The organism is Georgenia halophila (assembly GCF_039541595.1).
Genome location: NZ_BAABGN010000008.1, coordinates 206,055 through 227,314, shown reverse-complemented (window position 1 = coordinate 227,314; position 21,260 = coordinate 206,055). Strand labels below are relative to the sequence as shown.

19 protein-coding genes are annotated in these 21,260 nt (G+C 72.7%); 2 read left to right on the top strand and 17 right to left on the bottom strand.

What is annotated here, in order from left to right:
• Nucleotides 1-9 precede the first annotated feature (9 nt).
• Nucleotides 10-237, top strand: a complete 228-nt coding sequence (locus tag ABD907_RS10070) for an RNA-binding S4 domain-containing protein (protein ID WP_345216116.1) — start codon at nucleotides 10-12, stop codon at nucleotides 235-237.
• Nucleotides 238-254: 17 nt separating this feature from the next.
• Nucleotides 255-971, top strand: a complete 717-nt coding sequence (locus ABD907_RS10065) for an MBL fold metallo-hydrolase (RefSeq protein WP_345216115.1) — start codon at nucleotides 255-257, stop codon at nucleotides 969-971.
• Nucleotides 972-992: 21 nt separating this feature from the next.
• Here ABD907_RS10065 and dnaE read toward each other — a convergent pair whose 3' ends face one another.
• From dnaE to ABD907_RS09980, 17 genes are all read right to left on the bottom strand, one after another.
• Nucleotides 993-4,541, bottom strand: coding sequence for a DNA polymerase III subunit alpha (dnaE, locus tag ABD907_RS10060; protein ID WP_345216114.1), 3,549 nt, complete (start codon nucleotides 4,539-4,541; stop codon nucleotides 993-995).
• Nucleotides 4,542-4,640: 99 nt separating this feature from the next.
• Nucleotides 4,641-5,171, bottom strand: a complete 531-nt coding sequence (locus tag ABD907_RS10055; RefSeq protein ID WP_345216113.1) for a GNAT family N-acetyltransferase — start codon at nucleotides 5,169-5,171, stop codon at nucleotides 4,641-4,643.
• Complete coding sequence (locus ABD907_RS10050; RefSeq protein WP_345216112.1) at nucleotides 5,168-6,082, bottom strand: RluA family pseudouridine synthase; 915 nt, start codon at nucleotides 6,080-6,082, stop codon at nucleotides 5,168-5,170. The genes ABD907_RS10055 and ABD907_RS10050 overlap by 4 nt, the downstream gene beginning before the upstream one ends.
• Before the next feature lie 10 nt (nucleotides 6,083-6,092).
• A complete protein-coding gene (locus tag ABD907_RS10045) occupies nucleotides 6,093-6,866 on the bottom strand; it encodes a signal peptidase II (RefSeq protein ID WP_345216111.1) in 774 nt (257 codons plus the stop codon).
• Between the two features lie 73 nt (nucleotides 6,867-6,939).
• Entirely contained in the window at nucleotides 6,940-7,605 is a 666-nt protein-coding gene (locus ABD907_RS10040) for a DivIVA domain-containing protein (protein WP_345216110.1), read from the bottom strand.
• Between the two features lie 153 nt (nucleotides 7,606-7,758).
• Nucleotides 7,759-8,064: a YggT family protein gene (locus tag ABD907_RS10035; protein ID WP_345216109.1), complete on the bottom strand. Its 306-nt coding sequence runs from the start codon at nucleotides 8,062-8,064 to the stop codon at nucleotides 7,759-7,761.
• 5 nt (nucleotides 8,065-8,069) lie between these two features.
• Nucleotides 8,070-8,552, bottom strand: a complete 483-nt coding sequence (locus ABD907_RS10030; RefSeq protein ID WP_345216108.1) for a cell division protein SepF — start codon at nucleotides 8,550-8,552, stop codon at nucleotides 8,070-8,072.
• Between the two features lie 115 nt (nucleotides 8,553-8,667).
• Nucleotides 8,668-9,447: a purine nucleoside phosphorylase YfiH/LACC1 family protein gene (locus tag ABD907_RS10025; RefSeq protein ID WP_345216107.1), complete on the bottom strand. Its 780-nt coding sequence runs from the start codon at nucleotides 9,445-9,447 to the stop codon at nucleotides 8,668-8,670.
• A gap of 33 nt (nucleotides 9,448-9,480) precedes the next feature.
• Nucleotides 9,481-10,749, bottom strand: coding sequence for a cell division protein FtsZ (ftsZ, locus tag ABD907_RS10020; protein ID WP_345216106.1), 1,269 nt, complete (start codon nucleotides 10,747-10,749; stop codon nucleotides 9,481-9,483).
• 170 nt (nucleotides 10,750-10,919) lie between these two features.
• On the bottom strand, nucleotides 10,920-11,789 hold the full coding sequence (locus ABD907_RS10015) for a cell division protein FtsQ/DivIB (protein ID WP_345216105.1): 870 nt from the start codon (nucleotides 11,787-11,789) through the stop codon (nucleotides 10,920-10,922).
• A complete protein-coding gene (murC, locus tag ABD907_RS10010; protein ID WP_486334073.1) occupies nucleotides 11,786-13,144 on the bottom strand; it encodes a UDP-N-acetylmuramate--L-alanine ligase in 1,359 nt (452 codons plus the stop codon). Before murC ends, ABD907_RS10015 begins: the two co-directional genes overlap by 4 nt.
• Before the next feature lie 34 nt (nucleotides 13,145-13,178).
• Nucleotides 13,179-14,366, bottom strand: coding sequence for an undecaprenyldiphospho-muramoylpentapeptide beta-N-acetylglucosaminyltransferase (gene murG / locus ABD907_RS10005; protein WP_345216103.1), 1,188 nt, complete (start codon nucleotides 14,364-14,366; stop codon nucleotides 13,179-13,181).
• Complete coding sequence (locus ABD907_RS10000; protein WP_345216102.1) at nucleotides 14,359-15,696, bottom strand: FtsW/RodA/SpoVE family cell cycle protein; 1,338 nt, start codon at nucleotides 15,694-15,696, stop codon at nucleotides 14,359-14,361. The genes murG and ABD907_RS10000 overlap by 8 nt, the downstream gene beginning before the upstream one ends.
• Nucleotides 15,693-17,186 (bottom strand): UDP-N-acetylmuramoyl-L-alanine--D-glutamate ligase, encoded by a 1,494-nt coding sequence (gene murD / locus ABD907_RS09995; RefSeq protein WP_345216101.1) that lies wholly within the window; start codon nucleotides 17,184-17,186, stop codon nucleotides 15,693-15,695. Before murD ends, ABD907_RS10000 begins: the two co-directional genes overlap by 4 nt.
• Complete coding sequence (gene mraY, locus ABD907_RS09990; RefSeq protein WP_345216100.1) at nucleotides 17,183-18,274, bottom strand: phospho-N-acetylmuramoyl-pentapeptide-transferase; 1,092 nt, start codon at nucleotides 18,272-18,274, stop codon at nucleotides 17,183-17,185. The genes murD and mraY overlap by 4 nt, the downstream gene beginning before the upstream one ends.
• Nucleotides 18,271-19,692 (bottom strand): UDP-N-acetylmuramoyl-tripeptide--D-alanyl-D-alanine ligase, encoded by a 1,422-nt coding sequence (locus tag ABD907_RS09985; RefSeq protein WP_345216099.1) that lies wholly within the window; start codon nucleotides 19,690-19,692, stop codon nucleotides 18,271-18,273. Before ABD907_RS09985 ends, mraY begins: the two co-directional genes overlap by 4 nt.
• A complete protein-coding gene (locus ABD907_RS09980; RefSeq protein ID WP_345216098.1) occupies nucleotides 19,689-21,242 on the bottom strand; it encodes a UDP-N-acetylmuramoyl-L-alanyl-D-glutamate--2,6-diaminopimelate ligase in 1,554 nt (517 codons plus the stop codon). The genes ABD907_RS09985 and ABD907_RS09980 overlap by 4 nt, the downstream gene beginning before the upstream one ends.
• Nucleotides 21,243-21,260: the final 18 nt, after the last annotated feature.

Below are 21,260 nucleotides of genomic sequence, written 5' to 3'. Positions count from 1 at the left end.
GATCGGTCCATGAGCGACCACGTGCCCACCATCCCGACCGAGGGCACCATCCGCCTCGGCCAGTTCCTCAAGCTCGCCGACCTGGCCGAGTCCGGTGCGCAGGCACGTGAGCTGATCGCCGACGGCGAGGTCACCGTGGACGGTGAGGTGGAGACCCGGCGCGGGCGCCAGCTCGGCACGGGGATGCTGGTGGAGGTCGAGACGCCCGCCGGCCGGCGATCGGCGCGCGTCGGCTAGCGCCCTAGGGTCGCTGCATGGACACCCGAACGGGCCGCTGGGTCGAGCTCGCCGCGGGTGTGCTCGCGCGCCGGTACGAGGAGCTCGACCAGACCCTTGGCGTGGTGGTGGGCTCCCGCTCCTGCCTGGTGGTCGACACGGGAGGCGACGAGCTCATCGGCGCGGAGCTCGCAGCCGCGGTCCGGGAGGTCACCGCGCTGCCGTGGAGCGTCGTGCTCACGCACGCGCACTTCGACCACCACTTCGGCACGGCGGCGTTCGCACCGTGCCCGGTCTGGGCCCACGAGCGGTGCCGGGAGGCACTCGTCCGCGACGCGGAGCGTGATCGTGCGGCATGGGTGGCGCACTACCGGGAGGCGGGCGACACCGCGACGGCCGAAGCGCTCCAGGCGGCCCGGGGCGTCCTTCCCGATCGCCTGCTCAGCTCGTCCGTCGAGATGGATCTCGGCGATCGCATGGCGGTGCTGTCGCACCCCGGTCCCGGGCACACGGACCACGACGTCGTGGTCCACGTCCCGGACGCCGGCGTGCTGTTCGTCGGCGACCTGGTCGAGCAGGGGGCGCCGCCGTCGATCGGGCCCGACTCCGACCCGGCCCGCTGGCCGCACGCGCTCGACACCCTGCTAGCCATGCGGCCACGCACCGTCGTTCCCGGCCACGGGGACCCGGTTGACGCGGCGTTCGTGGCGGCCCAGCGCGACGAGCTGGCCGCCCGCGCCCCGGACCGCGGCTGAGCGGGTCGGCCGGCGCGGCACTCAGCTCACGAGGCAGTTCGGCCCGAGCAGGGCCTTGAGGTCGCCGTACAGCGCCGACGTCGGCTGAACACGGAGCGTGTCGGCGAGCCGCATCACCGTGGCGCGACCGGGTTTGGTCAGCTGCAGGCGCACCTCGGCCGGACCGGGGTGGTTGGCGAGGATGCCGCGCAGCTGCTCCACCACCGGGCCCGTACAACGGTTCTCTGGCAGCGTCACACTGACCGGGCCGTTCTCGGCCTCCGAGACGTCCGGCAGGGTCATCTCCTGCGCGTAGATCGTCGGCACGTCGTCACGGCGGTTGAGCCGGCCGCGCACAGTGACGATCGTGTCCTCGGCCAGCGCCGTGGAGACCGTGGTGTACGTCTGCGGGAAGAACAGCACCTCGAGGGAGCCCGTCAGGTCCTCCACCGTGGCGATGGCCCACGGGTTGCCGTTCTTCGTCATCTTGCGTTGCAGGGAGGTGATCAGTCCCGCCACGTGCACGTTGGCGCCGTCGGGCGTGGTGCTGTCCTCGAGCAGGGTCGCGATCTGGGTGTCGGCGACGCGGTCGAGGACGTGCTCGATGCCCGCGAGGGGGTGGTCCGAGACGTATAGGCCGAGCATCTGCCGCTCGAACGCGAGCTTCTGCTTCTTGTCCCACTCGGGGATGTCCGGGATCTCGACGGCGAACCCGCCCGGCGCGCCGTCCTCACCGTCGAGGCCCGCGAAGAGGTCGAACTGCCCCACGGCCTCGTTGCGCTTGACGTCCACGACGGCGTCGATCGCCTCCTCGTGGCGGGACACCAGCGCCCTGCGGTTGTGCCCGAGCGAGTCGAAGGCACCCGCCTTGATCAGGGACTCGATCGTCCGCTTGTTGCACACGACCGCCGGCACCTTGTCGAGGAAGTCCGTGAACGAGGTGAACTCGCCCTTGTCCTCGCGGGCCTGGATGATCGCCTGGACCACGTGGGCGCCGACGTTGCGGATGGCGGCAAGACCGAACCGGATGTCCGTGCCCACGGGGGTGAAATCCGCCGCCGAGGTGTTGACGTCCGGCGGCAGGACCGTGATGTCCATGTGCCGGCACTCGCCGAGGTAGAGCCCGAGCCGGTCCTTGTTGTCCTGGGTGGAGGTGAGCAGGGCGGCCATGTACTCGGTCGGGTGGTTCGCCTTGAGGTAGGCCGTCCAGTACGCGACGAGGCCGTAGGCCGCCGAGTGCGCCTTGTTGAAGGCGTAGTCGGAGAACGGCAGCAGGATGTCCCAGAGGGTCTTCACGGCGTCCTTGGAGTAGCCGTTCTCCAGCATGCCCGCCTCGAAGCCGACGTACTGCTTGTCCAACTCCGCCTTCTTCTTCTTGCCCATGGCGCGGCGCAGCAAGTCGGCCTGTCCGAGCGTGAACCCGGCGACCCGTTGCGCGATGGCCATGACCTGCTCCTGATAGATGATCAGGCCGTAGGTCGTGCCGAGAATCTCCTCGAGCGGCTCGGCGAGCTCGGGATGGATCGGCGTGATCTCCTGCCGACCGATCTTGCGCAGCGCGTAGTTCGTGTGCGAGTCCGCACCCATCGGCCCCGGTCGGTACAGCGCGATGAGCGCCGAGATGTCCTCGAAGTTGTCCGGCCGCATGAGACGCATGAGCGTCCGCATGCCGCTCCCGTCCAGCTGGAACACGCCGAGGCTGTCACCGCGGGCGAGCAGCTCGTAGGACGGGCGGTCCTCCAGGTCGAGCTTCTCGAGGTCGACCTGCTCCTTGCCGTTGCGCTCCATGTTGCGCAGCGCGTCCCCGATGACGGTGAGGTTGCGCAGGCCGAGGAAGTCCATCTTCAGCAGCCCGAGGCCCTCGGCGGTCGGGTAGTCGAACTGCGTGATGACGGCACCGTCCTGCGGGCGGCGCATGATCGGGATGATGTCGATCAGCGGGGCGGAGGACATGATGACCGCGCAGGCGTGGACCCCCCACTGCCGCTTCAGCCCTTCGAGGCCCTGGGCCAGGTCCACGACCTTCTGTGCGTCGGGGTCCGTGCCGTGCAGCTGCCGGAACTCCTCCGCCTCGGCGTAGCGGCCGTCCTTCGGGTCGAACATCCCCTTGACGGTGACGTCCTTGCCCATCACCGTCGGCGGCATCGCCTTGGACAGCTTCTCGCCCATCGCGAAGGGATAGCCGAGCACGCGCGAGGAATCCTTCAGCGCCTGCTTCGCCTTGATCGTGCCGTAGGTGACGACCTGGGCGACGCGGTCGTCGCCGTACTTCTTCGTCACGTAGTCGAGGACCTCGCCGCGCCGGCGCTCGTCGAAGTCGACGTCGAAGTCCGGCATCGAGACACGGTCCGGGTTGAGGAACCGCTCGAAGATCAGCCCGTGCTGGAGGGGGTTGAGGTCGGTGATGCGCATGGCGTAGGCGACCATCGAGCCCGGGCCCGAGCCGCGCCCGGGCCCCACCCGGATGCCCTGCTCCTTGGCCCAGGTGATGAAGTCGGCGACCACGAGGAAGTAGCCGGGGAAACCCATCTGGGTGATGACGCCGACCTCGTACTCGGCCTGCTGGCGGACCTCGTCCGGGACGCCCTCCGGGAACCGGTAGTGCAGCCCCCTCTCGACCTCCTTGACGAACCAGGAGTGCTCGTCCTCGCCCTGCGGCACGCTGAACTGCGGCATGTAGTTCGCGCCGTCGGCGGCGGTGTGGAACTGGACGTCGCACTGCTCGGCCACCAGCAGCGTGTTGTCGCAGGCCTCGGGGTGGTCGCGCCACAGGTCGCGCATCTCGGCCGCGGAGCGCACGTAGTAGGTGTCACCGGTGAGCTTGAACCGGTTCGGGTCGGCCAGCGTGGAGCCGGAGTTGATGCACAGCAGCGCGTCGTGGGTGTGCCGGTCCTCGGCGGTGACGTAGTGCGAGTCGTTCGTGGCGAGCAGCGGCGCCCCGATGTGCTCCGCGAGCTTGATCAGCTGCGGGACGGTGCGCTGCTCCAGATCGAGCCCGTGGTTCATCAGCTCGACGTAGAAGTTCTCCTTGCCGAAGATGTCCTGGAACTCTCCGGCGGCGCGCACGGCCTCGTCCCACTGGCCTAGCCGCAGCCGTGTCTGGACCTCGCCGGAGGGGCAGCCCGTGGTGGCGATGAGCCCCTTGCCGTAGGTGTTGAGCAGCTCGCGGTCCATCCGCGGAGCCTTGCCCATCTGTCCGTCGAGGGAGGCGAGCGAGGCCATCCGGAACAGGTTGTGCATGCCCTCGGTGGACTTCGCCAGCAGGGTCATGTGGGTGTAGCTGCCGCGGGCCGAGACGTCGTCGTTCGCCTGCGACTCGTCGCCCCAGCGCACGCGGGTCTTGTCGGCGCGCGCGGTGCCCGGCGTGAGGTAGGCCTCGACACCGATGATCGGCTTGACGCCCGCGCTGCGCGCGGTGCTCCAGAAGTCGTAGGCGCCGAACATGTACCCGTGGTCGGTCATGGCGATGGCCTTCTGGCCGAGCCGGTTCACCTCGTCGAACAACGGGTCGAGCTTCGCGGCACCGTCGAGCATCGAGTACTCGGTGTGGACGTGAAGATGGACGAAGTCGTCAGATCCACCGGCAGCCATGCGGGCGATTCTAGGCGTCGGCTCCGACGTCTCCGGGCACCGCTCGAGGCGTGGCGCGAGGGCTCGGCGTGTCGCCGGCGGACACGCCGTCGCGGAGCGTCAGGCGGTGACCGTGCGGGCCATCTCCTGGTGCCAGATGCCGGCGTCGAGGTAGCGCTCGCCGGAGACGACCTCGTAGCCGAGGCGCCGGTAGAACGCCAGGGCGTACTCCTGCGCGGAGAGCACCACCCGGACCTGCAGCGGGCCCTCGGCGACGCCGGCACCGTGCTGGGCGAGCGCCAAGGCCTCGATGGCGACGACGAGACGTGCCCCGGTCCCGCGGCCCCGCTCCGCCGCACGCACCGCGAGGCGGCCGAGGTGCACCTCGCCGGGGTGCTCCGGGTCGTTGAGCAGCCGACCCGTGCCGACGGCCCGACCCGCAGCGTCCAGGGCGAGGACGTGCGTCGTCGTGGGAGCGGTGTCGAGCTCGTCGACCTCCTCCTCGACGGGCACGCCCTGCTCGGCGACGAAGACCTCGGTGCGGACCGCCCAGGCCTGCTCGAGCTGCTCGCGGTCCTCCACGCGGACGACGGTGACGGCCCCCGCGGACACCTCGCCTGCCGACGCGTCGCCACCGGCCCGGGCCGTCATCGTGCCCCCTCGCGCATGATGTCGAGCGCGTGGGCCAGGTCGTCCGGGTACTCGCTGCTCAGCAGCAGCCACCTGCCCGTCACCGGGTGCTCGAACCCGAGGCGCACGGCGTGCAGCCACTGGCGGGCCAGCCCGAGCCGTTCCGCCAGCCGCGGGTCACCGCCGTAGGTGAGGTCGCCGACACAGCTGTGCCGGACGGCGGCCATGTGCACGCGGATCTGGTGCGTCCGGCCGGTCTCGAGCTGGATCTCCAGCAGGGAAGCACCGGCCATCGCCTCCAGGGTCTCGTAGTGGGTGACCGAGTCCTTGCCGCCGGCGACGACGGCCATCTTGTACGACGCCGTCGGATGGCGTCCGATCGGTGCGTCGACGGTCCCGGCCGACGGGTCGGGGTGGCCCTGGACCAGCGCGTGGTACGTCTTCTCGACGGTCCGGCCCTTGAAGGCGCGCTTGAGCACCGAGTAGGCCACCTCGGACTTGGCGACGACCATGAGCCCGGACGTGCCGACGTCCAGGCGGTGCACGATTCCCTGACGTTCCGCCGGGCCGGAGGTGGCGACCTGGTGCCCGACCGCGGCGAGCGCCCCGACGACGGTCGGACCGTCCCAGCCCGGCGACGGGTGGGCGGCCACGCCCACCGGCTTGTCGACCACGACGACGTCGTCGTCGGCGTAGACGACGCTCATGCCCGCCACGGCGACGGGTTCGGCGGCCGCCGGGGTCGCCGACTCGGGCAGGCTGACCTCGAGCCAACCGTCGGCGCTGAGCCGGTCGGACTTGCCCACGGTGCGCCCGTCGACGGCGACGCCTCCGGACTCGGCGAGCTCGGCGGCGCGGGTGCGGGAGAAGCCCAGCAGCCGCGCGAGCGCGGCGTCCACCCGCTCGCCGACCAGGCCGTCCGGAACGGGCATGGCCCGAACATCAGCCACGGTCGTCGGGCTCCTCCCCGGGCTCGTCCCGGGCCTCGGCCCGGTCCCGCGGCTCGGGGCGCTCGATGGAGCCGTCGATCTCGCGGCCCCGCAGGGCGAGGACGATGATGAGACCCGCCGCACCGACGATGGCGATGTCGGCGACGTTGCCGACGAACCAGCCGTTGTAGTTGATGAAGTCGACGACGTGGCCGCGTGCGAAGTCGGGCTCGCGGAAGAGCCGGTCGTAGAGGTTGCCCAGGCAGCCACCGAGCAGCATCCCGAGCGCCACGGCCCAGCCGACCGAGCCGAGCTTCCGGGAGACACGGAGCACGGCGACCGCGACGACGACCATCACGATCGTGAACACCCAGGTCATGCCCGTGGCGATGGAGAAGGCGGCACCGGCGTTGTGCACGAGCTGGAGACCGAGCAGGTCCCCGATCAGCGGGACGACCTCGCCGTCCTCGAGCCGGGCCTCGGCGATGTACTTCGTGAGCTGGTCCGTCCCGGCCAGGACCACGGTCAGGCTCAGCAGCAGGGCCAGCAGACGCCGCCGGCGGGCGGGATCGACCGGCACGGGGGAGTCGGCGGCGTCCTCCGTGTCCTCGGCCGCCGTCACCTCGGTCGGCGTCACGCTCGCCGTCCCGGAGGACGAGTACTGCCCGTTCGGCTCCCCCGGCTCACCGGCGGCCGGCACGTCGGTCCGCGGCGCGTCATCCGGCGGCGCGCCGCGACGCCGGAGGTCGCGCCGTCGCAGCGGCGGCGGGGAGGGCTGACTGTCCATCGCGGTAGATTCTCGCACGACGACGGACGGCGACCGCCCTCGTGGGGCCGCCGCCGTCCGCCGGGGTACGGGCTCAGATGCCCTCGGCCTTGGGGGCTCCGGACTCGACGTTGGCGAGCAGAGACTCGAGGTAGCTCTTCAGGCGAGTGCGGTAGTCGCGCTCGAAGGTCCGCAGCTCGTCGATCTTGCGCTCGAGGAGCGAACGCTCCTGCTCGAGCTGCGTGAGCGTCCGGTTGTGCTGGTCCTCGGCCTCCTTGACGATCCGCGCGCCCTCGGCCTCGGCCTCCGCGACGAGACGCTCGCTCTCGGCCTTGCCGTTGCTGACGTACTCGTCATGCAGCCGCTGCGCCAGGGCAAGCATCCCGGCCGCGGACTCGGGACCGGGACCGCCGGCGTCCTCATCCTCGGCCTGCGGCATGGCCGGTGCCGGCGCAGAGGTGACCATGGACGCCTCCGGCTGCTCGACCGGCTGCGGCGTGGGTTCCTCGGCGACGCGCTCCTGGACGGGCTCGGCGGCCACGTCCGGCGAGGCCGGGGCGGCGCCGCCGTTGAGGGCAGCGATGCGCTCCTCGGCAGCGGCGAGCTTGGCCTTGAGCTCCTCGTTCTCACCGGTCACCACACGGAGGGTGTTGACGACCTCGTCAAGAAAGTCGTCGACCTCGTCCTGGTCGTAACCCTCACGGAACTTGGTCGGCTGGAACTTCTTGTTGAGAACGTCGTCTGCAGTGAGCAGCGCCATCTCGTTCACCTCTGGAGTCGTTCGGTCAAAAGTCCATGAGCCGCGTCGGCCGCTGCTCACCCGGGTGCAACCGTAGCGGACAGCCACCTTGGTGCCTGACAGTAGCCCGCCGTGCGCGGCGGTGGAAACGCGGCGCGCACAAGTCGTGGCGGCTCAGGCGACCAACGCGCTGAAGATCAGCGGCAGCACGAGTCCCCGCAGCAGGCTGACCGCGAGGAACAGCACCAGGAAGCTCAGGTCGAGCTGGATCTGACCGAGCGAAAGCGGCTTGATGTAGCGGCGCAGGAACCGCAGCGGGGGGTCCGTGAGTCCGTATATGCCGTTGGCGATGACGAGCAGGAACCCGCGGGGCCGCCAGTCGCGCGCGAAGACCTGGATCCAGTCGAAGACCAGGCGGGCGAGCAGGACGAAGATGTACAGCAGCAGCAGCAGCTGGAGCAGCTGGTAGACGAGCAACAACGACGTCAGCTCGGTGAGAAGAACCGGCCGGGCACTGCGTCGCCGGCGGAGCCACCGTTGACCTCGACCGTGGCGGGCGAGAGCAGGAAGACGCGGTTGGTGACCCGCTCCATGCTCCCGTGGAGCCCGAACACGAGACCGGCGGAGAAGTCCACCATGCGCTTGGCGTCCGGTTCGCTCATCCCGGTGAGGTTCATGATCACGGGCGTGCCGTCACGGAACGCCTCGCCGATCACGCGGGCCTCGTTGTAGCTCGAGGGGTGGACGGTGACGATGCGGCGCAGGTCCTCGGCGGAGGCGGACTCCTCCACGTGCATGGCGGCGGCGCGTGAGATCGGCGTCACCTCGGCCCGATGCTCGGGGTCGTCCCGGTCGCGACGCTCAGGGGCTCGGTCCTCGTACGCATCAGGAGCCACCTCCTCGTAGTACTCGTCCTCAGGCTCGGCGAGCGAGAGGTACTCCATCATCTTGCGCATCGTGCTGGCCATACCTGCTCCTGTTCCTCACGGCCTGGCAGCCACGGTCCGCGTCCGGCCGGGGCTGCTGCGACCTGCCTGCTGCCTTGACCGACGCTAGACCAGCAGCGGGGTGCGCGGCGGGTTCTCAGTCGGCGTGTCGGCCGGCGGGTCGTACGACACCGGCGAAGCGGCCGGTCACCGGTCCGCCGCCGGACCTGCCCGAGCGTCGGTAGGAGTAGTAGCGCTCGTCCTCGAGCGTGCACACCCCGGTGTCGTGGACACCGTCGACGCCGAGGGCGACGAGTCGGGCCCGCACCCCGGCCGGGAGGTCGAGCGCGGCCGTCCCCCAGGACGTCGCCGAGGCGGTCCCCGGCACCCGGGCGGCGACGTCGGCCTGCATCTCGGCCGGCACCTCGTAGCAGCGGCCACAGATGCTCGGGCCGACGACGGCCCGCATCCGGCCGGGCTCCGCGCCCAGGTCGGCCATGGCGGCGAGGGCGGACTCCAGGACGCCGGCGACCAGGCCGCTCCGGCCGACGTGCGCGACCCCGACGACGCCGATGGGGTCGGCGATCAGGACCGGCACACAATCGGCGACCAGGACGCCGAGCGCCACCCCGGAGCCGGCGGGCGCCACGAGCGCGTCACACTCCCTGGCCCGGGTCGCGCCGTCGGGGCCGTCGATCACCTCGACGGCGGCCCCGTGGACCTGACTCATCCACGCCACCGGCGAGCCCAGCGCTTGCTCGAGCCGTGCGCGGTTGGCCCGCACGGCCTCGTCGTCGTCGCCGACGTGCGGGCCGAGGTTGAGGCCGCCGGTGCCGCCCGGACCGCCGTAGGGCCCCGTGGAGACCCCGCCGGCACGCGCGGTGAAACCACCGCGCGCGCCGGGGCCGAGGTCGGCAGTCAGGAAGCCGGGGATCACCGCAGCGTCACCCGGTCCGCGTGCCGGGCCCGATCACTTGAGGAAGTCGGGGATGTCCAGGTCCTCGTCGCGACGCGACCGTGGAGTCTCTTCCTCGAAGACGTGCGGGACCTCGTAGGACCGGCGGTTCTGCCCGTCCTCGGACAGGTGCGCGGGCGACCCGTTGCGGCTGCCCACGGGCACCGGCTCCGGCCTGGGGGCCGCCGGCGCGGGCGCCTCGGGGGCGGGCGCGGGGTCGACCGACTCGGGCGAGGGTGCCGAGACGACGGCCGGGGTCGCACCCTGGGCCGGACGGGCCTGGGCGGCCTGGGCGGCGGCACGGCTACGGAGGGTGCTCTCGGCCCCGCCGGGACCTTCGCCTTCGTCGAAACCGGCCGCGATGACGGTGACCCGGACCTCGTCGCCGAGCGCGTCGTCGATGACCGCACCGAAGATGATGTTCGCCTCCGGGTGGGCGGCCTCCTGGACCAGCCGGGCGGCCTCGTGGATCTCGAAGAGCCCGAGGTCGGAGCCGCCCTGGATGGACAGCAGCACACCGTGGGCGCCGTCGATGCTGGCCTCCAGCAGCGGCGAGGAGATCGCCAGCTCCGAGGCCTGGACCGCGCGGTCCTCACCGCGAGCCGACCCGATGCCCATCAGGGCGCTGCCGGCGCCCTGCATGACGGACTTGACGTCCGCGAAGTCGAGGTTGATCAACCCTGGGGTGGTGATGAGGTCGGTGATGCCCTGGACACCGGAGAGCAGGACCTGGTCGGCCGACTTGAACGCGTCGAGGACCGACACGGCACGGTCGGAGATCGACAAGAGCCGGTCGTTCGGGATGACGATGAGGGTGTCGACCTCATTGCGCAGCGACTCGATGCCGGACTCCGCCTGCACGCCGCGCCGGCGCCCCTCGAACGTGAAGGGCCGGGTCACGACGCCGATGGTCAGGGCGCCGAGCGACCGGGCGATGCGCGCGACGACGGGCGCGCCGCCGGTACCGGTGCCGCCGCCCTCACCGGCGGTCACGAAGACCATGTCGGCGCCGCGGATGACCTCCTCGATCTCTTCCGCGTGGTCCTCGGCGGCCTTCTTGCCGACCTCCGGGTCCGCGCCCGCGCCGAGCCCGCGCGTTAGGTCCCGCCCGACGTCGAGCTTGACGTCGGCGTCGCTCATGAGCAGGGCCTGTGCGTCGGTGTTGATGGCGATGAACTCCACGCCCTTCAACCCGACCTCGATCATCCGGTTGACGGCGTTCACGCCGCCGCCACCGATCCCGACCACCTTGATGACCGCCAGGTAGTTCTGCGGTGCCGCCACGTCGGTCCCTCTCGTCGTCCTGCGGAGCCAACCCTCAACCTCTACTTCAGGGTTAGACTTATGTCATTTTCTGCCACCTGTGACGCTAGGTCGACAGGGGTACCGGGGCAACGACCTGTCAGGGTGTGTCGCGTCGCTGGGAGAGATCCGTGTCGCCGACGACCCCGCCGCTACTCCGACGTGGTCGGCGCCCGCGGCACGCTGACGTCGTAGACGCTCGCCGGCTGCTGTCGCAGCACCATGAGCACCTCGGCCTTGAGCTCGCTCTCCTCGGCACTCCCCCACTCGACGGTCGCGCCGTCGGCGAGCTCCAGGGTGACCCGCTCGCCGGAGGTGGCTCCCGCGCTGTCGATCTGCTCGAGGAGCTGCTCGGGTACGGCACCCAGCACCGTGAGCACCGCCTCGAGCGCGGGGGCAGTCTTGCCGCTGTCGTCCAGCGGCACGGTCACCTGCGGCAGCTCCGCCGGCGCCTCGGACCTGGTGCCCAGCTGCACGCCGTCGCGGTCGAGCAGCATCCAGCCCTCGTCGTCCGCGGGAGCTGCGGCGACGGGCACGCGAGGGACGACGGAGACGCTGAGCCCGTCCGGCCACGTCCGCGAGACCTGGACGTCGTCGACGCCCTTCAGCACCCGGACGCGGTCCGCCGCGGCGGCCGTGTCGACCCGCAGCAGCGGCGTGCCGACCTCGGGCTCGACCGCGGCACGCACGGCGCCGGCATCGACGACATCCGTGACACCGGTGACCTCGATGCCGTCCTCCTCGACCGCGAGCAGCGGAGAGACCAGCAGGACCCAGGCGACGGCTGCGAGCACCGCCAGCGTGGCGACAGCGATCCCGGTGCGTCGGACCAGCAGACGGCGGGCCGCGGCGCTGCGCTCGTCCAGCCGGGCGGCGAGTCCCGTGGTGACCGTCGGCGGGACGGCCGGTGCGACCACCACCTCGTCGTGCTGCTCGACCAATTCCCGATCGGGTCGGCGCCGGACCGTCGCGACACGGCTCTCGTCGCGCGGGCGGCGGCGGGGCGCGGCCGGCGGCCTCACTGCGCCTCCCTCGCCCGGAGCCGGTCGAGGATCACCTGGCCGAGCTCGGTGACGTCGCCGGCTCCGACGGTCACGAGGACGTCGCCGTCCCGGGCGAGGTCGGCCACCGCGCCCGCGGCCGCGGCTTTGTCTGCCACGTACCGGGCGCGGCCGCCCGAGGCGAGGCCGGGCATCGCGGTGGTGATGAGGGAGCCGTCCACCCCGGGCACCGGCTCCTCGCGTGCGGGGTAGACGTCGGTGACGACGACCTCGTCGGCCGCGGCGAGGGCCTCGCCGAACTTCTCGGCGAACGCCTGCGTGCGTGAGTACAGGTGCGGCTGGAACAGCACGAGCACGCGCCCGTCCCCGGCCTGCTCGCGGGCGGTGGCGACGGCGGCGGCCACCTTGGTGGGGTTGTGCGCGTAGTCGTCGACCACGCGGACCCCGGCCGCGCTGCCGCGGTCCTCGAAGCGGCGGCCCGTGCCCGTGAACGTCCCGAGCCCGTCGGCCATGTCCTGCGGTCCGACGCCGAGCTCGAGACCGGCCGCCCAGGCGGCGGCCGCGTTGAGGAGCATGTGGGCGCCCGGGACGCGCAGCACCAGCTCGGCCTCGTCACGACCGTCCGCGCGCACCCGTCGCAGGTGTGCGCCCCGCTCTCGGGTCGCGACCTCGACGTGCGCCTCGGCCCCGTCCGGCCCGGCGGGGGCGCGGCCGTAGGTGACGACCCGGGTGCCGGCGGCGAGGACATGGCCCGCCAGGTCGAGGGAGCCGGCGTCGTCGGCGCAGGCGACGAGCAGGCCGCCCGGCCGGATCCGCGCGGCGAACTCCTCGAAGGCGCGCCGGTACGCCTCCGCGGAGCCGTACTGGTCGAGGTGGTCCGGCTCGACGTTGGTGACGACGGCGATCCGGGGCGTGTAGTTGAGGAAGGACCGGTCCGACTCGTCGGCCTCGGCGACGAAGGCACGGCCGGAACCGAGGTGTGCACCGGTTCCGTAGGCCAGGACGGTGCCGCCGATGGCGTAGGACGGGTCTCGACCGGCCGCTGCCAGGGCGACGGCGAGCGCCGCCGAGGTGGAGGTCTTGCCGTGCGCCCCGGCGACCGCGACGAGGTCCAGACCGGTGGCCGCCCGGGCCAGGGCCTCCGACCTGTGCAGGACGGGCAGGCCGCGTTCGCGCGCCGCCGCCAGCTCGGGGTTCGACTCGCGCACCGCGGTGGAGATCACGACGGACGCGCCGTCCGGGACGTGGCCGGGGTCGTGGCCGATCCAGGTGCGCACACCGACGCTGCGCAGGTGTGCCAGGAGCGCCGAGTCCTTCTGGTCGGAGCCGGAGACCTCGTGCCCCCGGGCGGCCAGCAGCTCGGCGACGGCGGACATGCCTGCCCCGCCCACGCCGACGAGGTGGAACCGCTCAGCCACGCCCGCCCTCCTCGCTGCGGTCCCCCGGCGCGCTCGTGCCGGCGGCCTCGCGCACGAGGGCGACCAGATGTGCCGCGGCGTCCGTGGAGCCGGCGTTCGCGGCGGCGGCGCCGCGGCGTCGCAGCTCGTCGGGGTCGGCGAGCAGTGCGGCGACCTCGCGGGAGACGTAGGCGGCGTCCAGGTCCGCGTCGTCGACGAGGACGCCCCCGCCGGCGTCGAGGACGTCGGCGGCGTTGAGCCGCTGCTCGCCGTTGCCGATGGGCAGCGGGACGTAGACCGCCGGCAGGCCCAGGGCCGTGAGCTCGGCGACCGTGCCGGCGCCGGAGCGGCAGAGGACGAGATCGGTGCACGCGTAGGCGTGCTCCATGGCGCCGAGATACTCGCGGACGTGGTAGTGCTCGCCGACCGCGGGGAGCTCGCGTGCGGCGGCCTCGACCATGGCGCGGACGGGTCCGTCCTTGCCGCGGCCCGTCAGGTGCAGCACCTGCGCCCCGGCGCGCACGAGGTCGGCGGCTGCCGCCGAGGTGGCGTCGTTGAGTCGCTGGGCGCCGAGGGAGCCACCGGTGACGAGCAGGGTCGTCCGGTGGGGCTCGAGCCCCAGCTCGGCGGCGCCCGCGGCGCGGCGGGCGGCGGCACCTTCCGCCGTCGCCCGGTCCGCGGCCAGCTCGGCGACGGAGGCGCGCAGCGGCAGGCCGGTGACCTCGGTGCGGCCCCTCCCGGCCCGCAGGGGCGTGGAGGCGAATGTGAGCGCCACGACGGCGGCCCGCCGGGCTCCGACGCGGTTGGCCAGGCCGGGACGGGCGTTCTGCTCGTGGACGACCACGGGGACGTTGCGCCGTCGGGCGGCCAGGTACGCGGGGGTGGCGACGTAGCCGCCGAACCCGACGACGACCTGGGCACCGGTCTCGGCGATCGCGCGGTCGGCGGCGGACACGGCGCCGCGCAGCCGGCCGGGCAGGCGCAGGAGGTCCAGGGACGGCCGGCGCGGCAGCGGCACGCGGTCGATGAGCTCCAGCGGGAAGCCGGCCTCGGGGACAAGGGTGTGCTCGAGGCCCTCGGCGGTGCCCAGGACGCTCACCTCGGCACCGGAGTCCCGCAGGGCGGCGGCGGTCGCCAGCAGCGGGTTGACGTGGCCGGCGGTGCCGCCGCCGGCGAGCAGGGCGCGCAGCGGCTCAGCCACGGCGGGAAGCAGCTCGGCGAGACTGGCGGCCGACGACGGCCAAAGACTTGCTCACCACGGCCCTGCGGGTGGCGAGCGCCTTCGCGGCCCCGGGTTCGGTGCGCGCGAAGGCGAGCACGACCCCGAGCGCGATCAGCGTGGAGATCATCGCGGAGCCTCCCGCGGAGACGAGCGGCAGCGGGACACCGATGACGGGCAGCAGGCCGATGACGACGCCGATGTTGATGAGCGCCTGCGCCAGGAGCCACGTCGCGATGGTGGCGGTGGCGATCTGCACGAACGGGTCGCGGTGGCGGCGCACGATCCGGAACATCCCGACTGCGAGCCCGCCGAAGAGGGCCAGGACGAGGAGCGTGCCGAGCAGGCCCAGCTCCTCGCCGATGATCGCGAAGATGAAGTCGTTGTGCGCCGCCGGCAGGTAGGACCACTTCTCGCGGGAGGCGCCGAGACCGACGCCGCTGACGCCGCCGGTGCCCAGCGCCCACTGGCCGTGCTGGGACTGGAAGCCCGTGCCGGAGGGATCGGCCTCGGCGAGTCCGAGGAAGGACTGCACGCGGGTCATGCGGGACTCGGACTGGACGACGAAGAACGCGGCGGCGCCGGCACCGAGGACCCCGGTGGCGGCGAACCAGCGCATCGGCAGCCCGGCGATGAAGTACGCCCCGCAGACGAGGGCGACCATGACCAGCACGGTGCCCATGTCGTGCCCGGCGAGCACGAGCGCGATCGCCACGACGGACCCGATACCGCCGGGGATCAGCACATGCTTCCAGTCGTTGAGCAGCCTGCCCTTGCGCGACAGGACGGCACCGAGCCAGAGCGCGAGGCCGAGCTTGAGGAACTCCGACGGCTGCAGGGTCTGCCCCAGCCCGGGGATGTAGATCCAGTTCGTGTTGCCGCCCTCGCCACGCGCCAGCGGGGAGAAGATCAGGAGCTGCATGGCCAGGCCGCCGAAGAACGCCGGCCAGGCGAGCCGCCGGTACCACTCCGCCTTGATGCGGCTGGCGAGGAAGGCGAGCGGGAGGCCGATGATCACGTACCGGGCCTGGACCAGGAAGGCCGCGTACGGATTGCCGTCGCTCGTCTCGATGGACTCGATCATCGACGCGGAGAAGACCATGACGACGCCGAGCACGAGCAGCAGCGCCGCGGAGCCGGCCACCAGGTAGTAGCTCAGCGCGGCGTTCTCGCCGTCCGCCGAGCCGGCGCGCGAAGACGTCTTGCGTGCGCCTCGGGTCTGCCGCGTCGTGTTGCGCGGCACCGCGGGCGTCGTGGTGGCCGCGGAACGCCGGGTCGCCGGCCGGCGCCGGATGGTGTCGAGGGTGCTCATCGGGTCCCTCCCGGCAGGGCGCGTGCGGCACGGGCGAAGGCTTCGCCGCGCTCGGCGTAGTCGCGGAACTGGTCCATCGAGGCGCTGGCGGGCGCCATGAGCACGGTGTCGCCCGGCCGGGCGAGCCGCGCCGCCTCGGCGACCGCCCGCGTCATCACGGGCCCATCCTCGCCAGGGACGACCTCGAGGACCGGGACGTCGGCCGCGTGTCGCGCCAGCGCGCCGCGCAGCGGCTCCCGGTCGACCCCGATGAGCACCACGGCGCGGAGCCTGTCCCGGTGGGCCTCGACGAGGTCGTCGAAGTCGGCTCCCTTGGCCAGACCGCCCGCGATCCACACGACCGTGCCCGGCGCCAGCGCGCCGAGGGAGGCGGCGGCCGCGTGCGCGTTCGTGGCCTTGGAGTCGTTCACGTAGGCGACGCCGTCGATCTCGGCGACGACCTCGATGCGATGGGTACCCGACCGGTAGTCGCGCAGGCCCTGGCGGACGTGCCGCGGGTCGACGCCGTGCGCCCGGGCGAGCGCCGCGGCGGCGAGGGCGTTCGCGAGCACGTGCCCGGGCACCTGGCCGCCCGGCGCGAGGTGGGTGAGGTCGGCGGTGGTGGCGAGCTCGACCGCCGTCGTGCGCCGCTGCGCGAGGCTCTGCCCGAACGCACGGTCGACCAGGTACTCCTCGACGATGCCGAGCTGGCCGACCGCCGGGGTGCCCGTGGTCGTGCCGACGGCGCGGCAGCCCTCGACGACGTCGGCCTGCTCGACCATGGCGCGCGTGAGCGGGGCGTCCTCGTTGTAGACGCAGGCCGTCCGGGTTCGGTCGTAGACGCGAGCCTTGTCGGCCCGGTAGGCCTCGAACGACCCGTGCCAGTCGAGGTGGTCGGGGGCGATGTTGAGGCACGCGCTGGCCTCGGGGCTCACCGACAAGGTGGCATGCAGCTGGAAGCTGGAGAGCTCGACGGCGAGCACGTCCGCCTCACCTCCGGCGGCCACCCGCACGATCGGCGTGCCGACGTTACCGACCGCCGGGGCGTGCTCGCCGGCGGCCGTCAGCATGGCGGAGAGCATCGCGACGGTGGTGGTCTTGCCGTTGGTGCCGGTGAGGGTGAGCCAGGGCGCGCGGGTGCCGTCCGGGCGGCGCGCCTGGACCTGCCACGCGAGCTCCACCTCGCTCCACAGGGTCACGCCGGCCGCGGCTGCGCGGGCGTGCAGGGGGGAGGTGGCCGGCACCCCGGGAGAGACGACGACGACGTCCGGCGAGCCGCCGAGGACCCGGTCCGCCAGCTCGCCGGGGTCGGCGACGGCGGCCAGCGCCGTCCCGGACGGCACCTCGCCGCCCTCTCGGGCGGCGTCGACGGCTGCCTCGGCGGCGTCGTAGCCCGCAAGTGCGGTCGCGCCCGTGGTGCCGAGGACCTCCAGGGCCGCACGTCCCGAGGTGCCCAGCCCGACGACGGCGACCCGGGCGCCGTCGAGCGTCTCGCCGGATCCCTGCCTCACGCCGGTGCCACCGAGACCCACTCGCCGTAGAACAGGCCGATCCCGACGGCCACGCACAGGGCGGCGATGATCCAGAACCGGACCACGATCGTGACCTCGTTCCACCCCTTGAGCTCGAAGTGGTGGTGCAGGGGCGCCATGCGGAACACCCGTTTCCCGGTCATCTTGAAGAACCCGATCTGGATGACGTCGCTCATCACGATGACGACGAAGAGCCCGCCCAGGATCACGGCGAGGAACTCCGTGCGGGTCAGGATCGACAGCCCGGCGATGGCGCCGCCCAGCGCGAGGGAGCCGGTGTCTCCCATGAAGATCTGCGCCGGCGAGGTGTTCCACCACAGGAAGCCGAAGCAGGCCCCGACGATCGCCGCGGTGATGATCGCGAGGTCGCGGGGGTCGCGGACCTCGTAGCATCCCGGCCCGGGCTCGGCGAGGTACTGGCACGACTGGTTGGACTGCCAGATGGTGATGACCGTGTAGGCACCGAAGGCGAGCATCGAGGCCCCGGTCGCGAGCCCGTCGAGACCGTCGGTGAGGTTGACCGCGTTGGACCAGGCGGTGATGAGGAAGTTGGCCCACAGCACGAACAGCACCAGGCCGAGGGCCGCACCGGCGAAGGCCAGGTCGATACCGGTGTCCCGGATGAACGAGATGCGGGTGGAGGCCGGCGTGCGGTAGTTCTCGTTCGAGAACTGCAGGGCCAGCACCGCGAAGGTGACGCCCACGAACGCCTGGCCGACGATCTTGCTGCGCTCGTCGAGGCCGAGCGAGCGCTGCCGGGAGATCTTGATGTAGTCGTCGAGGAACCCGATGAACCCCATGCCGACCATCAGGAAGAGCAGCAGCAGGCCGGAGACGTTGGGCAGCCGGGCGCTGGAGATGTTCGCGACCGTGTAGCCGATCAGGGTGGCGCCGATGATGACGACGCCGCCCATGGTCGGCGTGCCGCGCTTGGTGTAGTGCGCCGTCGGGCCGTCCTGGCGGATGAACTGGCCGTAGTTCTTCGCGACGAGGAGACGGATGAACAGCGGCGTGCCGGCCATGGCGACCACGAGGGCGACCGCGCCGGAGATCAGGACGGACATCATGAGGGGGCGTCCCCCTCGCCGGCCGGTCGCAACAGATGGTCGGCGACGCGCCAGATCCCCGCCCCGTTGGACCCCTTGAGCAGCACCACGTCGCCGGGACGCAGCTGGGCGTCCAGCAGCTCGCGGGCGGTGGCGGCGTCGGTCGCGTCGAGCACCTCGACGCCGGCCTCGCGTGCGGCGCGTCCCAGCGGCGCCGTCCCTGGACCGACGGCGACGAGGAGGTCGATACCGGCGGTCTCCGCGCCGACGGAGGCGTGCTCGGCGGCGCTGTCCTCGCCCAGCTCGAGCATCTCGCCGAGGACGGCGACGCGGCGGCGCCCGGCCGAGAGTCCGGCGAGGGTCCGCAGGGCGGCCCGCACGGAGTCCGGGTTGGCGTTGTAGGAGTCGTCGACGATCCGGATGCCGTCGCCGCGGTCCCGGACGTCCATGCGGTGCGGGCTGGCGGCACCGGCCGTGGCCAGGGCCTCCGCGATCGCGTCGAGGCCGACGCCGAGGTGAAGAGCGACGGCGGCGGCCGCGAGGGCATTGGTGACATGGTGCTCGCCGACCAGGGCGAGGCGCACGTCGGCCGCCCCGGTCGGGGCGAGGAGGCGGAATCCGGCGTGACCCGCGCCGTCGAGCCGGACGTCCTCGGCCCGCAGGTCGGCGTCGGCGGAGCGCCCGAAGGTCAGCACCTGTGCTTCCGCGGCGGCGGCCGCACCCTCGGCCATGGCGGCCACCCGCGGGTCGTCGGCGTTGAGCACGGCCGTGCCTCCGGGTACCAGCCCCGCGACGAGCTCGGCCTTGGCGCGCGCGACGTTCTCGATCCCGCCGAACTCCCCGAGGTGCGCCCGGCCGACGGCGAGGACGACGGCGACGTCCGGGGGGGCGATCGAGGTGAGGTAGGCGAGGTTCCCGACGCGGTCGGCGCCCATCTCGAGCACCAGGGTCGAGGTGGTGTCGGTGGTGCGCAGGACGGTGAGGGGAAGCCCGATCTCGTTGTTGAACGAACCGGGTGGCGCGATGGTCTCCCCCAGCGGCGCGAGCAGCCGGGCGAGCAGATCCTTGGTCGTGGTCTTGCCGTAGGAGCCGGTGACCGCCACGACGCGCACGGGATCGGCGTCCGTGCGGCGGGCGCGCACCACGGCGAGGACGTGCCGGGCGAGACGCCCCAGGGCGGCGGCGACGTCGTCCACGAGGACCGTGGGTCCGGTTCCCGGCACGGTGCGGGTGACGAAGGCGGCGGCGGCGCCGGCGTCGAGCGCGGCGCCGACGAAGTCGTGACCGTCGACGTGGGCGCCCTCGAAGGCGGCGAACAGTGTGCCCGGGCCGGCGGCGCGGGAGTCGGCCACCACGTCACCGGTGACGAGGGTCTCGCCCCCGGACGTGAGCGTGCCTCCGGTCACCGAGGCGACCTCGGTCAGGGTCATGTCGATCATCGCGCTGATCCTCCGGCACGGCCGGGGCGCAGCGCGAGTGCGGCTCGCACCTCCTCCCGGTCGTCGAGGTGGTGGTCGACGCCGGCGACCTCCTGGATCTTCTCGTGTCCCCGGCCTGCGACCAGCACGGTGTCCTCCTCGGCGGCCTCGAGGACGGCGGTGCGGATGGCCTCGGCCCTGTTACCGATCTCACGTACCTGCGACCCGGGCCGGTGCGCGTCTGCGGCGGCGAGCAGCTCGGCGCGTATCTGGTCCGGGGACTCGTCGTGCGGGTCGTCGTCGGCGATGACGACGGCGTCCGCGCCGTCGACGGCGACCTGTGCCATCTGGGGCCGCTTGCCCCGGTCCCGCGAGCCCGTGGCACCGAAGACCAGGACGAGACGGCCCGCGGTGGTCGCGCGGAGCGCGTCGACGGCCTGCTGGAGGGCGCCCGGGTTGTGCGCGAAGTCGACGATCACGCGCGGGAAGTCCGCGAGCTGCTCCATGCGGCCCGGGATCACCGGAGTCAGGCCACCGGCGGCGGCGAGCGACGCCTCGAGCCGGTCCGGCTCGACGCCGGACGTCAGCACCATGGCGGCCGCGAGGGCGGCGTTCGTCACGTTGAAGCCGCCGGGCAGGCCGGTCCCCGTGCGCAGGCGGCGCCCGTCACGGTGGATGAGGGTGAAGGTGTGCCCCTGACCCTCGCCGGTGATCTCGGTGACCCGCCAGTCGGCGTCGTGGCCCTGGACGGACAGCGACGCCACCGCGCCGGGGCGCTCGGCGGCGGCCGTCTCGGCGAGGCGTCGGCCCCAGGAATCGTCGACGACGACGACGCCACGCCGAGACCGTGCTGGTGCGAAGAGGGACGCCTTGGCGGCGAAGTACTGCTCGAGCGTGCCGTGGTAGTCCAGGTGGTCCTGGCTGAGGTTGGTGAATCCGGCGACGTCGAAGACCACGGGGTCGACGCGGCGCAGCCCGAGAGCGTGCGAGGAGACCTCCATGGACATGTCGGTCACGCCGGTGGCGACCATGTCGGCCAGGAGCGCCTGGAGGTCGGCGGGCTGCGGCGTCGTCAGGACCGCCGGCTCGGAGCGGCCGGCGACGCGCACCTCGACGGTCCCGATGAGGCCGGTGGTGCGGCCGAGGGAGCGCAGTGCGTGGTCGAGCATGTACACGGTGCTGGTCTTGCCGTTGGTACCCGTGACGGCGAAGGTGCCGAGCGCCTCGGCCGGCCGGCCGTACACCGCGGCGGCGAGCTCGCCGAGCAGGGCGGGCACGTCCTCGGCCACGAGGACGGGAACGCCGAGCGAGCCTTCTCGCGCCAGCAGCTCGGCGCCGGCGGGATCGGTGAGCACGGCGGTGGCTCCGGCACCGACGGCGTCGCGGGCGTAGCGGGCCCCGTGCACGTGCGCGCCACCGTGTCCCGCGAACAGCTCTCCGCCGCCGACCCGCCGGTTGTCGGACCGGACCCCGTGGACGGTGAGGTCTTCCCAGCCGGGCGGGTTGTCCGGCACGGGCGTGAGCGGAAGGGCGGCGACGAGGTCACCGAGACGGCTGGAGGCTGCGGTCACCGGCCTATTGTGGCTGCT